This window comes from Rhodospirillales bacterium (assembly GCA_020638175.1).
Classification (GTDB): domain Bacteria; phylum Pseudomonadota; class Alphaproteobacteria; order Micavibrionales; family Micavibrionaceae; genus JACKJA01.
Genome location: JACKJA010000002.1, coordinates 1,494,752 through 1,508,829, shown reverse-complemented (window position 1 = coordinate 1,508,829; position 14,078 = coordinate 1,494,752). Strand labels below are relative to the sequence as shown.

General features: G+C 54.5%; 14 protein-coding genes. 9 read left to right on the top strand and 5 right to left on the bottom strand.

Features of this window, described 5'->3' with window-relative positions; all coding sequences use genetic code 11:
* Positions 1 to 35 precede the first annotated feature (35 nt).
* Genes trpC through H6868_07455 form a run of 3 tightly spaced genes read right to left on the bottom strand, consistent with a single transcriptional unit; the run spans position 36 to position 2,406 of the window.
* Positions 36 to 827, bottom strand: a complete 792-nt coding sequence (gene trpC / locus H6868_07465) for an indole-3-glycerol phosphate synthase TrpC (GenBank protein ID MCB9989154.1) — start codon at positions 825 to 827, stop codon at positions 36 to 38.
* Positions 824 to 1,837, bottom strand: a complete 1,014-nt coding sequence (gene trpD / locus H6868_07460) for an anthranilate phosphoribosyltransferase (GenBank protein ID MCB9989153.1) — start codon at positions 1,835 to 1,837, stop codon at positions 824 to 826. Before trpD ends, trpC begins: the two co-directional genes overlap by 4 nt.
* Complete coding sequence (locus tag H6868_07455) at positions 1,834 to 2,406, bottom strand: aminodeoxychorismate/anthranilate synthase component II (protein ID MCB9989152.1); 573 nt, start codon at positions 2,404 to 2,406, stop codon at positions 1,834 to 1,836. The genes trpD and H6868_07455 overlap by 4 nt, the downstream gene beginning before the upstream one ends.
* A gap of 131 nt (positions 2,407 to 2,537) precedes the next feature.
* Here H6868_07455 and H6868_07450 point away from each other — a divergent pair, with 131 nt between their 5' ends.
* A complete protein-coding gene (locus H6868_07450) occupies positions 2,538 to 3,614 on the top strand; it encodes a divergent polysaccharide deacetylase family protein (protein ID MCB9989151.1) in 1,077 nt (358 codons plus the stop codon).
* On the opposite strand, the gene trpE is transcribed toward H6868_07450, so the two are convergent.
* The gene (gene trpE, locus H6868_07445; GenBank protein MCB9989150.1) at positions 3,535 to 5,013 is read right to left on the bottom strand and encodes an anthranilate synthase component I; all 1,479 of its coding nucleotides are present in this window, start codon (positions 5,011 to 5,013) and stop codon (positions 3,535 to 3,537) included. The genes H6868_07450 and trpE overlap by 80 nt on opposite strands.
* Positions 5,013 to 6,920, bottom strand: a complete 1,908-nt coding sequence (locus tag H6868_07440; GenBank protein MCB9989149.1) for a peptidyl-prolyl cis-trans isomerase — start codon at positions 6,918 to 6,920, stop codon at positions 5,013 to 5,015. Before H6868_07440 ends, trpE begins: the two co-directional genes overlap by 1 nt.
* Positions 6,921 to 7,050: 130 nt before the next feature.
* Between H6868_07440 and H6868_07435 the strand changes: the two genes are divergently transcribed.
* The 8 genes from H6868_07435 (at position 7,051) to H6868_07400 (ending at position 14,031) form a co-directional block, all read left to right on the top strand.
* On the top strand, positions 7,051 to 7,797 hold the full coding sequence (locus H6868_07435) for a triose-phosphate isomerase (GenBank protein MCB9989148.1): 747 nt from the start codon (positions 7,051 to 7,053) through the stop codon (positions 7,795 to 7,797).
* A 4-nt stretch (positions 7,798 to 7,801) separates the two neighbouring features.
* The gene (gene secG, locus H6868_07430; protein ID MCB9989147.1) at positions 7,802 to 8,158 is read left to right on the top strand and encodes a preprotein translocase subunit SecG; all 357 of its coding nucleotides are present in this window, start codon (positions 7,802 to 7,804) and stop codon (positions 8,156 to 8,158) included.
* 2 nt (positions 8,159 to 8,160) lie between these two features.
* Positions 8,161 to 9,792 (top strand): CTP synthase, encoded by a 1,632-nt coding sequence (locus tag H6868_07425; protein ID MCB9989146.1) that lies wholly within the window; start codon positions 8,161 to 8,163, stop codon positions 9,790 to 9,792.
* A 3-nt stretch (positions 9,793 to 9,795) separates the two neighbouring features.
* Entirely contained in the window at positions 9,796 to 10,524 is a 729-nt protein-coding gene (locus H6868_07420) for a hypothetical protein (protein MCB9989145.1), read from the top strand.
* Positions 10,525 to 10,543: 19 nt separating this feature from the next.
* Positions 10,544 to 11,368, top strand: a complete 825-nt coding sequence (kdsA, locus tag H6868_07415; protein ID MCB9989144.1) for a 3-deoxy-8-phosphooctulonate synthase — start codon at positions 10,544 to 10,546, stop codon at positions 11,366 to 11,368.
* A gap of 54 nt (positions 11,369 to 11,422) precedes the next feature.
* Complete coding sequence (locus tag H6868_07410) at positions 11,423 to 11,707, top strand: hypothetical protein (protein ID MCB9989143.1); 285 nt, start codon at positions 11,423 to 11,425, stop codon at positions 11,705 to 11,707.
* A gap of 368 nt (positions 11,708 to 12,075) precedes the next feature.
* On the top strand, positions 12,076 to 13,392 hold the full coding sequence (eno, locus tag H6868_07405; protein MCB9989142.1) for a phosphopyruvate hydratase: 1,317 nt from the start codon (positions 12,076 to 12,078) through the stop codon (positions 13,390 to 13,392).
* Between the two features lie 18 nt (positions 13,393 to 13,410).
* On the top strand, positions 13,411 to 14,031 hold the full coding sequence (locus H6868_07400; protein ID MCB9989141.1) for a YqgE/AlgH family protein: 621 nt from the start codon (positions 13,411 to 13,413) through the stop codon (positions 14,029 to 14,031).
* Positions 14,032 to 14,078: the final 47 nt, after the last annotated feature.

Genomic DNA, 14,078 nt, shown 5'->3' with positions numbered 1-14,078 from the left:
ATCTCTTTTTGTTCTACTTTAGTTCTTGTTTTGTGTCAAGTGCCCGTCATCAGATTTTTAACGGCGGCGGCGATATCGTCCTGTCGCATCAGGCTTTCGCCCACCAAAAACGCATCGAATCCTGCGGTGTGCAGGGCGGTCAGATCGGCGTTTGTATAGATCCCGCTTTCGGCAATTTTAAGAACGTGGTCCGGCATGTCATCCCGTAAATCGTAAGAGGTCTGAAGGCTGACATCGAGGGTTTTCAGGTTGCGGTTGTTGATGCCGATCATATCGGCGCCAAGCGCTATGGCGCGATCCAGTTCTTCGCGGTCGTGGACTTCGACCAGCACATCCATGCCTAGATCGTGGGTAAGGTCATAAAGCTCTTTGGCAAGGACATCGTCGAGGGCGGCCATGATCAGCAAAATGCAATCGGCGCCCAGAGCGCGCGATTCGTATATCTGATAAGGATCAATCATGAAGTCCTTGCGCAGGACCGGGATTTTGACGGCGGCCTTTACGGCCACCAGATAATCATCGTGTCCCTGAAAGTAGGGTTCGTCGGTGAGAACGGACAGGCAGGTTGCGCCTGCTTGTTCGTAAGTCGTGGCAATTTCAACCGGATCGAAATCGGCACGGATCACGCCTTTGCTGGGTGATGCTTTTTTGACCTCGGCGATCAGGGCCGGTTGACCCTGTGATTTTTTTGACAGGATATTGTTTTTAAATCCGATGGTTGTGGGTATTTCTTTAATTTTTAATTTGAGGTCTGGCAGAGGCATTTGCGCCATTCTGGTTCTTATATGCGCGCGTTTTTTATCGCAGATTTGATCCAGGACGCTCATGCTGCGGCCTCGTTGGTGAAGGCGGCATAGTTTTCCAGTACTTTCCGGGCCTTGCCGGAGTCAATGGCGGCGGCGGCCGTGGCAACGCCGTCTTTCAGGTTTGTTGCGGTGCCGTGGATGAGGAGGACCGCCGCGGCGTTGGCCAGAACAATATCGCGGTAAGCTGATGGCTTGCCATCCAGCAGCGCGCGCAGGGCGGCGGCATTTTCCGCGGCCGTGCCGCCGACAAGTTCCTCCAGCTTATGTGTCGGCAGGCCAAAATCGCCGGGTTTCAGGCTTTTTTCGAAAATATCGCCCTTTTCAAGAACGGCTATTTTGGTCGGGCCGGTGACGGTGATTTCATCCATGTGGTCCGAACCATAGACAATCCATGCTTTTTCGGTTCCGAGATTTTTGAGGGCTTGCGCCATGGGAACCAGCCATTTCGGATCAAAGACGCCGATAAGCTGGCGCCGGGTTCCGGCCGGGTTGGCCAGCGGGCCGAGCAGGTTGAAAATCGTCCGGCAGCCGAGTTCCTTGCGTACCGGTACGACATATTTCATGGCTTCGTGGTGCTGGGGCGCCATCAGGAAGGCGAAGTTAAAACGTTTCAGCGCTTCTTCGAGTTTTTCATGGGGGGCGGTCAGATTAACGCCCAAGGCTTCTAAAACATCGGCGGCGCCCGATTTCGAACTGGCGGCACGGTTGCCGTGTTTTGCCATGGGGACACCGCAGGCGGCCGCTACCAACGCTACAGCCGTGGATACGTTATAGGTGCCGACACCATCGCCGCCGGTGCCGCAGCAATCAATCGCATCGGCCGGCGCTTTGATTGGGAAGGCTTTCTCGCGCATAACGCGGGCCGCCCCGGTTATCTCTTCCACCGTTTCGCCGCGTACGGCCAGCCCCATCAGAAAAGCACCAAGCTGCGCGTCGGTTGCCCCGCCGGACATGATCGTATTCATGGCTTCGATCATTTCTTGTTCGCTTAGTTTGTGGCCGCGGCGGATATGAGAGAGAATTTTTTTCATGACAGTGTCTCCACGAAATTTTTGAGCATGTCATGGCCGCCTTCGGTGGCGATGCTTTCGGGATGGAACTGGATGCCGTGGATGGGCAGGGTTTTGTGCTGCAGGCCCATAATCAGTTTATCCTTTGTCTCAGCGGTGATCTCCAGACAGTCGGGCAGGGTGTCGCGATCAACGACCAGCGAGTGATAGCGCGTGCCGGTCAGCGGAGACGGCAACCCCTTAAACAGGCTTTTGTCCGTATGATAGATATCCCATGTTTTGCCATGGACGGGCTGTGGCGCGCGGACGACATGGCCGCCGAATACCTGACCGATGCTCTGGTGGCCGAGGCAAACACCGAGCAGGGGAATAGTTTTGTCGGCGGCGGCTTTGATTAAATCCAGACAGATTCCAGCGTGATCCGGATCAGACGGGCCGGGCGATATAATAATGCCTTCCGGTTTCAGGGCCAGCACGTCGTCGACGGTGATTTTGTCGTTGCGGTGAACGTCGACGTTATGGCCCAGATCCCCGAAATACTGGACCAGGTTCCATGTAAAGCTGTCGTAATTGTCGATCAGTACAAGCATCGGATTGTTATGGCGTATTCAATGATGTTTTGCAATGTCATCCTTGTGTTTCCATTGACGGATGGCTTGTTATCTGGAGATTCTTCGCTTACGCTGGACAGGATAAAACCAACCGGAAGATTTTTGCTTTTATGAAACAGCCCCGTGATCCTCGTGAGACTCTGACCTTTGTTGTGATTGCCGTTATTTTAATGGTGATCGTTCAGTTTTTCCTGTTCCCCGATTATCAGCCCAAACTTCATGACCCGCGGGAGGACGCTGCGATGCCGGACGTTACCGTGCCGGTTACGACGGACGCCGTGGAAACCGCGCCGGATAATACCGCGAGGGTGAGTGACGATATTCCGATTATGCGGGTCGATCCCGAGCTTATTATCAAGGAACCACCACCTCCTCCTGCATGGCAGATCAATGCGGTGCCCGTTGCTGTGCCAGAAGGACAGGCCAAGGTGGTCATTATTATCGACGATGTCGGTGTCGATCATCGCCGTTCACAGGAAGTTATTGATATGCCGTATCTCCTGACGCTGGCTTTTTTGCCTTATGCGGCGGGTGTAAAGGGAATGGCTGCGGATGCGCGTGCCAAGGGGCACGAAATTATGGTGCATATGCCGATGGAGCCGATGAATCCCGATCTGGATACCGGGGGGATTGTCCTGCGCCACGACCAGAGCGCCGAAGAGTTTGAAAAAATGCTGGATGAAGGTCTGGGTGCTTTCGACGGTTATGTTGGTCTGAATAACCATATGGGCAGCCGTTTGACGCAGGATGAAAAAGCCATGGAGCGTTTGATGCCGGCGCTGCGTGACCGGGGCCTGCTGTTTGTCGATTCCCGGACGATTGCCACCAGCGTCGCGTTTGACGTTGCCGCGGATTACGGCGTACCGCATGCCGAGCGCGATGTGTTCCTCGACCATGATCCGTCGATCGAAGGGGTGCGGGCAAGTCTGCGGCGGCTGGAGCGCATTGCGCTGTCGCATGGGCAGGCGATTGCGATCGGTCATCCGAAAGATTCGACGATTGCCGGGCTGAAAGAATGGCTGCCGACGCTGAAAGGTAAGGGGATTGCCCTAGTGCCGGTGAGCGCCGTTGTGGTGCAGGGCGATCCGCCGGATGAATCAGAGGCGGTTAATGATTCTGACGCTGACGAAGCTGCGCCGTCCGCACCGCCTCTTCTGCCGCCGTCAGAAGAGCTTTTGACTTATTGATGCATTCTTGCTGTTCGCTTTCGGGGACACTGTCGGCGACAACACCGGCGCCTGCCTGTACATAAAATTTCCCGTCTTTAATCAATCCTGTGCGCAGGGCGATGCAGGTATCGACATCGCCATTGCCGTCGAGATAACCGACGGCGCCCGCATAAAAGCTGCGACGGACAGGTTCGAGTTCATCAATGATCTCCATGGCCCGGATTTTCGGGGCGCCGGTCACGGTTCCGTGAGGGAAGCCTGATAGTAAGGCGTCGAAAGAGTTTACGTCTGGACGTAATGTACCCTCTACGTTTGAAACGATATGCATGACGTGGGAATAGAGTTCGATAAAAAACTGGTCGGTGACTTTGACGGAACCGATTTCCGCAATCTTTCCAACGTCGTTGCGAGCCAGATCAATCAGCATCAGATGTTCGGCGCGTTCTTTCGGGTCGGACAGGAGATCTTCGGCCAGCGCCTTGTCTTCCTCCGGCGTCTTGCCGCGGGGGCGGGTGCCGGCGATCGGACGGACGGTTACCTTTTTGCCACGGACCCGGACGAGAATTTCGGGGCTGGAGCCGATCAGGCTGAAGTCATCAAAGTTCAGATGAAACAGGAACGGGGAGGGGTTTACGCGGCGCAGGGCGCGGTAGAGATCAAATGACGGTAAATCGAAATCGCAGGAAAAACGCTGGCCGATGACGGCCTGGAATATATCCCCGGCAAGGATATAGTCCTTGGCTTTTTCGACCATGCCATAGAATTCTTGCGGGGTGACGTTTGATTTTACATCCAGCGGCAGGGTGATCTGTGTTTCATTGTCCAGAGCCTCGTATGGCACCGGGGCGCGCAGGGCCAGCAAGGTATCCTGTATGCGTCCGGCGGCTTCGTCATAGGCGGCACGGGCGGTCTGGTCGCTATTGTTTTTATGGGCGCGGACCGGGGTGGCAACGCACATTTTGTGTTTGACGTTATCAAAGATGACCATGACGGTCGGGCGGATCATGATGCTTTGCGGGATGCCCAGTTCGTCGGGATTGGAATCGGGAATGTTTTCGATCAGGCGGATCATGTCATAGCCCATGTATCCGAACAGGCCGGATGCGGCCATCGGCGGCATGTCGCGCTCAATGTGATCGATTTTGCATTTACGGACGAGATCCTTGATGGTGTCCAGCGTGTCGCCGTCTTTGAATGTCCAGATCAGGTCGGGATTCAGGCCAATAGCGGAATAACGGCCGATATTCTCGCCGCCTTCGACGGATTCGAGAAGAAAGCTGTAAGCCTCATTATTGCATAGCTTGAGGTAAGCGGATACCGGGGTTTCGAGGTCCGCAGCGATCCATTGCCAGACAAGCTGGCTTCGTCCGGCATTGAAGTGGTCCTGAAATGTTTTCAGATCAGGGCTTATATCCATCAATATTGCTCGCTTCCGGCGCCGTAGAGTCTGTCGAGCAGATGATGATTGATTGTCACCTTGTATTTGTTATGCAGGCTTTGCAGGTAGGTCGCAAAAACGGCTTGTTGCTCGCTGCCTTTCAAGGCGTCTTTAATGCCGTTTATGGTGTCCTTGTCGGCTTTGGCCGGATCGGGCAGGGTGATCGTTGTTACTTGTCCCAGCAGCAGACCGTCTTTTGCGCTGACGACCTGAGCATCGTCCTTCTTGACGGTGAACAGCTCGTTCATGCCGGCTGCGGTAAGTGGAGCAGGGGCTTCTTCGCTACGGGACAGGCTGTAGGTTTTAACCGATACCCCGTTTTCCTTGGCCAGATCGCTCAGTGTCTTTTCGCCATTGAGAAGAGCTAGCAAGGCGTCCTGTGCTTTTTGTTTGTTTAGTACCTGTTGCTGGTCGGCTACCCACAGATCGCGCAGGGATTTTTTGACGTCTTCGAACGGCGTATAGCTTTTTGGCATCAGGGTGTCGACCCGCAAAGTCATATAGCGTCCGTCGGCCATCTCCATGACGGGGGAGGTCTCCCCCTCCATCATTTCGTAAGCGGTCTCCAAGATATAAGTCCGGTCGGCTTCGTAATCTTTCAGGCCATCTTTGTCATCCGGCGTTGATCCGTCTTCCCGGACCGGGCCGATTTTAACCAGCTTCAATCCCATTTCCTCGGCGACGTCTTCGAGCGTTGCGCCGCCCGCCAGAGCATCGTCAATCTGTCCGGCATGCTCAAACATCTGGTCGGCCATGTGTGTGTGCATCAGCTCTTTTTTCAGGGCTGCTTTTACATCGTCGAAGGGGCGCGTTTTGGGCGGCAGGATATCCTTTACAATCAGGGCGTGCCAGCCGAGCGCTGTTTTTATCGGTCCGACAATGTCGCCTTTGGCTGCGGCATAAACCGGTACGCCTATTTCTTCCAGCAATCCGGCCTGTTCGAAATCCTCGGTACCCAGATAGGCGTCCGTTTTGTTCGTGACGTCTTTTACCGCCTGTTTCATATCGACCCCTTTGTTCAGTTTGTCGATAACGGCTTTGGCCGTGGCTTCGTCGCTAAATACGGCCTGTTCCAGTTTCCGGCGTTCGGGAAGCTGGTAAGCCTGTATCTCGGATTCGTATGTCGCGCGTAATTCTTCGTCAGAGATATCCAGCGTTTCTTTCAACTTGTCACCCGTCAAAATCGCCATGGTGAAGACGCGAGTTTCCGGAATGGCGTAACGTTCCTGTCCGGCCTGGTAGAACGGCAGGAGCACTTCATCGCTGGGTTCCTGAAAATCCTTGATAGCACTGTTGGGCAGGAAAAAGCCTTTGACGGTGCGTTGTTCGTTGTTGAATTGATAGATATCGTCGGCGGCTTGCGACGAGGCATAGGCCGCAGGCAAAATGAGAGCTGTGCGGAGTACCGTTCCCGTCATCTCCGAGCGCAGGGCGCGAATGAATTCGCCTTCGGTCATATTCTGGCTCATCAAAATGCGGCGGACGGCTTCTTTTTTGCTGACGTTTTCTGTGACGTAAGGGGCCACCAACTGGTTGATCTGGCGGGCGATAGTCTCGCTCCCGACCTGCAGGCCTGTATCATAGGCGGCGCGTTGCAGGAGGTTGTTGCTGATTTCATTATTCAGGATTTGTTCGACCAGACCCAGCTGGTAAGCCGTTTGGACATCCAGTCCTTGCCGGGCCAGAACGCGGCGCATCGTGCGGTCAAATGTGATGGCCGGAAATTCCTGTCCCTCAATTTTGGCGACATTATTCGTGCCGGTGCCGCCGCGGAAAAACCCGCCGACGTCCATCAGCACCAGACCGCCAACAGCCATGACCATCAGTCCCATCAGTATAAGTTTCATAAACCCTGATTTTGCGCCTTCGCGCATTGCATTCAGCATGTTTTTTCTGGCTCCTTATTATCTCTTGTGCGGCAAGACTATAAAACGCCTTGCGAAAGCGGGCAACAGGGGATTGCAATTTAGACACAGGGTCGCTAAGACGGTGAAAGACATTATAAAGGAAGACATCATGAAAAAGCTGATTGCCGGGAACTGGAAAATGAACGGGAACAAGGCGGGAGCGCTGGCGCTGGCCGAGGGAATCGTCACGGCGATCAAGGTTGATCCGGAGGTGGCGGACAAGTGCGATTTTCTGGTCTGTCCGCCGTTTGTTCATATTCCCGGTGTGGCGGCTGTTCTCAGCGAAGATGTGGCGCTGGGCGGGCAAGACTGCGCCGACGTTCCGGCGGGGGCTTATACGGGCGATGTTTCTGCGGATATGCTGATGGATTGCGGTTGTGAATACGTTATTCTGGGACACTCCGAACGGCGTCAGTATCATAAAGAGAGTAGTGGTTTGATTGCTGAAAAAGCGGCGCAGGCGCATCGTAGCGGTCTGAAAACGATTATCTGTGTCGGGGAGACGGAAGACGAGCGGGAAGAGGGGCGGGCCGAAGATATCGTCGGTCATCAGTTGCGTGAATCGCTGCCGTCGCTGGTGAATGCCGGGAATACCGTTATCGCTTATGAGCCGGTGTGGGCGATCGGCACCGGAAAGGTGGCCACGGTCGAAGATGTGCAGGCCATGCACAGATTTATCCGTGGTAAATTGCAGGAAAGACTTGCAGATGCCACCGAAATCCGTATTTTGTACGGCGGTTCCGTCAAACCCGATAATGCGGGCGACCTGTTCAGGATCGAAAACGTGGATGGAGCGCTGATTGGTGGCGCGAGCCTGAAGACGGATGATTTTATCGGTATAGCGAAAGCGGTGTAAGTATATGGAATCGGTTGTTCTTGTTATTCATTTAATTTTGGCGCTGGCGATTATCGGGCTGGTGCTGTTGCAGCGCTCGGAGGGCGGCGGCCTTGGTATTGGCGGTGGCGGTGGTCTTGGCGGGCTGGCTTCGGCGCAGGGGACAGCCAATGCGTTGACGCGGGCGACGGCTATTGCCGCGGGACTGTTTTTTGTTACCAGTCTGGTTCTGGGTGTTCTGGCCGGGGCCGATAGCAAACAAAAAAGTATTCTTGATGCGCTGGACGAAGAAACGCCCGCGGTTGTGGATACAATTAAGGAAAATCTGGAAGAAGCTCCGGAATCAATTACAATTCCTCCATCGGCTCCTGTTTCGGAATAACAATGACTAGATATATATTTATTACCGGCGGCGTGGTTTCCTCTTTAGGAAAAGGCCTCGGCTCCGCTGCGCTTGGCGCGTTATTGCAAGCTCGTGGCTACACGGTGCGGCTGTGCAAGCTCGACCCTTACCTGAATGTCGATCCCGGCACGATGAGCCCGACCCAGCACGGGGAAGTTTATGTGACCGATGACGGCGCGGAAACCGATCTGGACCTTGGGCACTATGAACGCTTTACCGGCCGGCCGGCGACGCAGGGCGATAACATTACGACGGGCCGTGTTTATACCAACGTCCTGCAGCGCGAGCGCCGCGGCGATTATCTGGGGGCGACGGTACAGGTCATTCCGCATATTACCGATGAGATTAAAAACTTTATCCGCGAAAAAGACGGGACGGCCGATTTTGTCCTGTGCGAGATCGGCGGTACGGTCGGTGATATTGAAAGCCTGCCGTTTTTAGAAGCCATTCGCCAGTTCGGAAATGAAGTCGGGCGGGCCCGCGCGCTGTTTATTCATGTGACGTTATTGCCGTATATCCCGGCGGCCGGGGAGCTGAAAACCAAGCCGACCCAACATTCGGTCAAGGAGCTGATGAGTGTCGGGATCAGGCCGCGCATATTGCTGTGCCGGGCCGATCGTCCGATTGCCGAGGAAGAGCTGCGTAAGATCGGGCTGTTCTGCAATATTGATGAAGACAACGTGATTCCGGCGCTGGATGTGTCGACGATTTACGAAGTGCCGCTGAGCTATCATGCCGAGGGGCTGGACACGCAGGTACTTGATTGTTTCGGGATGCTGGCGGAGTCCAGGGAGCCTGATCTGTCGGTTTGGGAAGATATCGTGCGCCGGATCAAGGAGCCGGAGGGCAAGGTTAAAATTGCCGTGGTCGGCAAGTATACCGAGCTGCTCGACAGTTATAAATCGCTGGTGGAATCGCTGGTTCACGGCGGGATTGCCAATAATGTGAAGGTAAAGATCAAGTTTGTTGAATCCTCGGTGTTCGAGACGGAAGATCCGGCCAGTCATTTGCACGGCATTCACGGGATTCTCGTGCCCGGCGGCTTTGGTGAGCGTGGGGCGGAAGGCAAGATTAAAGCGGCGCAGTTCGCCCGCGAGCATAAGGTGCCATATTTCGGGATTTGTTTCGGGATGCAGATGGCTGTGCTGGATGCGGCACGGAACCTGGCCGGGATACCGGATGCGACCTCGACCGAATTCGGGGAGAAAGGGACGCACCTGATCGGTTTGATGACCGAATGGGAGAAGGATGGATCGAAAGAAAAGCGGAGCGAAAACACCGATCTGGGCGGAACGATGCGTTTGGGGGCTTATCCGGCGAAGCTGGCCGAAGGGTCACAGGTTGCCAAGATTTACGGCAAGACCGAAATTTCCGAACGTCACCGCCATCGCTACGAAGTGAATACAGATTATATCAAGGCGCTGGAAGAAAAAGGGCTGCGGTTTTCCGGGATGTCACCGGACGGGCGCCTGCCGGAGATCGTCGAGAACGTCAACCATCCGTGGTTTATCGGCGTGCAGTTCCACCCGGAACTGAAATCCAAGCCGTTTGATCCGCACCCGCTGTTTGTTTCCTTCATCAAGGCCGCGATGGAACAAAGCCGGTTGGTTTAAGGGATGTCTAAACTCTTTTTCATTGGCGACAGTATTACGGCGGGATCATGTGACATGGGCAAATTATTTTGTGTCGGGAGCAGTTCTACAGCGGGTGCTAATGATACGGGCGGAGGTTGGGTTGCGCGCCTGAGCGGCCAGATATTTGCTGAAAATGTAAAGGCTGAGGAAAACGGACGGGATTTCTGGTGCTTTCCTTTTAATCTCGGTGTGCCGGGCGATATGGTCCCGGATTTAATAGCGCGGGCGGAATCCGAGGCTCGGGCGCGGATGGAAGAACGGCTGGAAAATGAAAATCTCCAGATTATCTTTTCGATCGGGACGAACGATTCCCGTTATTTGGTCGATGAAAAACGGCCCATGTTTTCGGACGAGGAATTTCGTGGGAACTTACTGTCGTTGATTGCTTTGGCAAAAGGTATTACGGCGAATGTCTCCTTCCAGGGGCTGACGCCGGTTGATGATTCCTTGTTAAATCCTGTGCCGTGGCGACCGAGCATGGCTTACCAGAATGAGCGGATCAGGCTGTTCGATGGCATCATTCAGTCCGTTTGCGCGGAAGAGGGTGTTTCTTTTCTGCCGATGCTGGAACCTTTTATGGCCAATGCCAACTGGAAAGCTATGTTACAGGATGGCCTGCACCCGAATAGCGAGGGGCATGCCTTTATGGCGGATCGTGTGAAAGACTTTCTTTTTACCGATGAGTTTTTTGCCTTCCATTCAGAGGGGTGAAGCCTATATAAAGGTGGGCATGAAAACCGTACGCGTAAAAAATATAGAGATTGCCAACGACAAGCCGTTTGTGCTGATCGCCGGGCCGTGCCAGATGCAAAGCCGCGATCACGCCTTTATGATGTGCGAGACCTTGACGGGGATTGCCCAGCGGCTGGGGATTGGCCTGATTTACAAATCATCATTCGACAAAGCCAACCGAACCTCGATCCACGGTCAGCGCGGGATCGGGCTGGAGGGCGCGTTGCCGGTGTTCGAAGAGCTGCGCCAGGAATTCGATGTGCCGTGTATCACCGATGTCCATACGGAAGAGCAATGCGCGGTTATTGCACGGTCGGTTGATGTCCTGCAAATTCCGGCGTTTTTGTGTCGCCAGACGGATCTGGTCGTGGCGGCTGCGAAAACGGGCCTGCCGATTAATGTCAAAAAGGGCCAGTTTCTTGCGCCGTGGGACATGAAAAACGTGGTGCAAAAAATTGCGGAAAGCGGCAACGAGAATATCATGCAGTGCGAGCGTGGTGTGACGTTTGGCTACAACACACTGGTCAATGATATGCGTTCTCTGCCGATCATGGCGCAAAACGGCTATCCGGTGGTGTTTGATGCCACGCACTCGGTACAACAACCGGGCGGACTGGGCGGCAGCACTGGCGGCGACCGGACGATGGTGCCGTATCTGGCGCGCGCCGCGCTGGCGACGGGCTGTGTCGGGGCGGTGTTCATGGAAGTTCATGAAGATCCGGATAACGCGCCGTCGGATGGGCCGAACGCGGTTTATCTGGATCAGCTTGAAGAAATGCTGAAGCCGATGATGGCGATCGACAAGATTGCTAAAAACCTGTAAGCGTTCTATAATAATAGGTAGAAACGAAGAACCGTTGGAAAGGATTTCCGGGATATGAGTTCTTTACTGGATAGCGGACAATATACGCTCGGCCTGCTTTCTGTGGGGCGAGGTAATGCGCCTCGGGGCGCGCCGGGGCTATCTGCGAGTTCCCGTGCTTTGATCAATGATTTCCTGTCTTCATCCTCAACCAACAGCAACACGTTGTTTGCCAATACGACGACCGGGGCGTATTCCGTCGAGGAATTGCAAACGGTTATCAAGGGGTTGCGGGCCAGCCTGCCGGAGCGGATGGTTTTGCCGTCGTTGCTGGGGCAGGAAGTCGACACAGAAGCCTAGATTTAATTGATATTCATTGATAAACGGTCTGCAAGTCCCGCGTTTCTTCGCTTCCGGGGCGCATGTATTTCTTTATACACTTACGCTTCCGGTTCTCGAAACACGGGCCTTTCGACACGTTTCTCTTCGAATATCAATTAAATCAGCTCGTTCGTTATCAATTATATTTTCCCTGTAGAATCGCTTTTATTCTCATGATAGAAGACTATTGTTTTGACGGCATAAATTGATGTCAATTTATGCCTGCGTTCATACGCCACGCATGCTTCGGTCCACTGGGGCCGGGCCGCGGTCGCGGCCTTTGCAGGGCGTTTTTATTGTTTATAGGGCCGGCGCTCTATGGCTTTTACAAGAAAGAGGACTTTATCATGACCGCCATTATCGACATTACCGCAAGACAAATCCTGGATAGCCGCGGCAACCCGACTGTAGAAGTCGATGTGCAACTGGAAAGCGGTGCGTTTGGCCGGGCGGCGGTGCCGTCGGGCGCGTCGACAGGGGCGTATGAAGCCGTTGAGCTGCGCGATGGCGACAAGGATGTTTATAACGGCAAAGGCGTTGAAAAGGCCGTTTCTTTCGTGAATACCGAGATATTCGAAGCGCTGGTCGGGATCGATGCCGAAGAGCAGCTTTATATCGACCAGTTGATGTGTGAAATGGACGGCACAGAGAACAAGGCCAAATTCGGGGCGAACGCGATCCTTGGTGTTTCTCTGGCGATTGCACGGGCGATGGCGGACGAGTTGGCTCTTCCGCTGCACCGCTATCTGGGCGGACCGTTTGCGCATTTGCTGCCGGCGCCGATGATGAACATTATTAATGGCGGGGCGCATGCCGATAACCCGGTCGACATTCAGGAGTTCATGATTATGCCGGTCGGAGCGCCCGATTTCGCGGAAGCGTTGCGTTGCGGGGCCGAAATTTTTCATGCCCTGAAAAAACAGCTTTCCAATGCCGGCCTGAACACCAATGTCGGGGATGAGGGCGGTTTTGCCCCGGCGGTTAAATCTTCATCCGAAGCGTTGGACTTTATCATGAAGGCGATTGATGCCGCGGGCTATAAGGTCGGGGAAGAAGTTGTGATTGCTCTGGACGCTGCCTCGACCGAGTTTTACAAGGACGGCAAATATCATCTGGCGGGAGAGGGCAAAGTTTTGTCGTCTGCCGAGATGGTGGCTTATTATGAAGATCTGTGCGCGCGCTATCCGATTGCCTCGATCGAAGACGGTTTGGCCGAAGATGACTGGGATGGCTGGGTGGCTCTGACCGAGGCGTTGGGCGATAAGGTGCAGCTGGTCGGTGACGATCTGTATGTGACCAACGCCAAGCGGCTGGCCAAGGGGATTGAGCTGGGCGCCGGGAATGCCATTTTGGTGAAAGTGAACCAGATCGGCTCTTTGAGCGAGACGCTGGAAGCGATCGAGATGGCCAAACGGGCGGGTTTTGGGATTATCCTGTCGCACCGCTCCGGCGAGACGGAAGATTCCACGATTGCCGATATCGCTGTGGCGACCAATGCCGGACAGATTAAAACCGGTTCCCTGTCGCGCTCCGACCGGATGGCGAAATACAACCAGCTTCTCCGGATTGAGGAAATGCTGGGCCCGCAGGCGCAATATGCCGGGGCCGGTGTTTTGCGGGTTAAGGCGTCGTCGGCAGCTGATCGCAAGAAGAATGCGGCATAAAACAGCGGGAGACCGCCTATGAAGCAAACGCCATACTGGGGTAAAGTCTATATTTTTCTCGGGCTGCTGTTTATAGCGCTGCCGAGCCTGATAGGGCTGTATAACGGTCATACCGACCGTGTGCTGGTGGCGCGCCCGTCGATCGGCTCCGGGCATGGCGGGGTGTTTGACCGCAGTGTGATCTATCTGTTTCGTCATAAACTGTCCGGGGCTTTCGGTATGATCGTCAACAAGCCGCTTGATCCCGATGAGCTGGCGCGCCTGTTCCCGGAAGGAAAATCTTTTCCCCTTCCCGTTTATTACGGCGGGCCGGTCGATTATCCGGAGCGCTTGTATCTGATCGGGACGGATCGCGATAGCGGCGCGGTAAAAATCTATCCGGATCCGTACGATAATGACGGAACGCGCGTTGATATGGCTTATCTGCAGCATCTCGACTGGTATGACAATGCCCGCGTTTATGTCGGGTATTCTGGCTGGTTTCCCGTGCAACTCAATGTCGAGATTGTGAGAGGGGCGTGGGATGCGATTGATTACGATCCGGTTATTTTCCGGGGCGGGGCGCCGGAAGAGACATGGAAGCGGGCGCGGGACCGTGTTCTGAACGAAATGCCGGTGGCCGACAAAAAAATGCTATAGCGTGTATTTTGGTGATTTGTGAATCATTAGAATCACTTAGCTGTGGA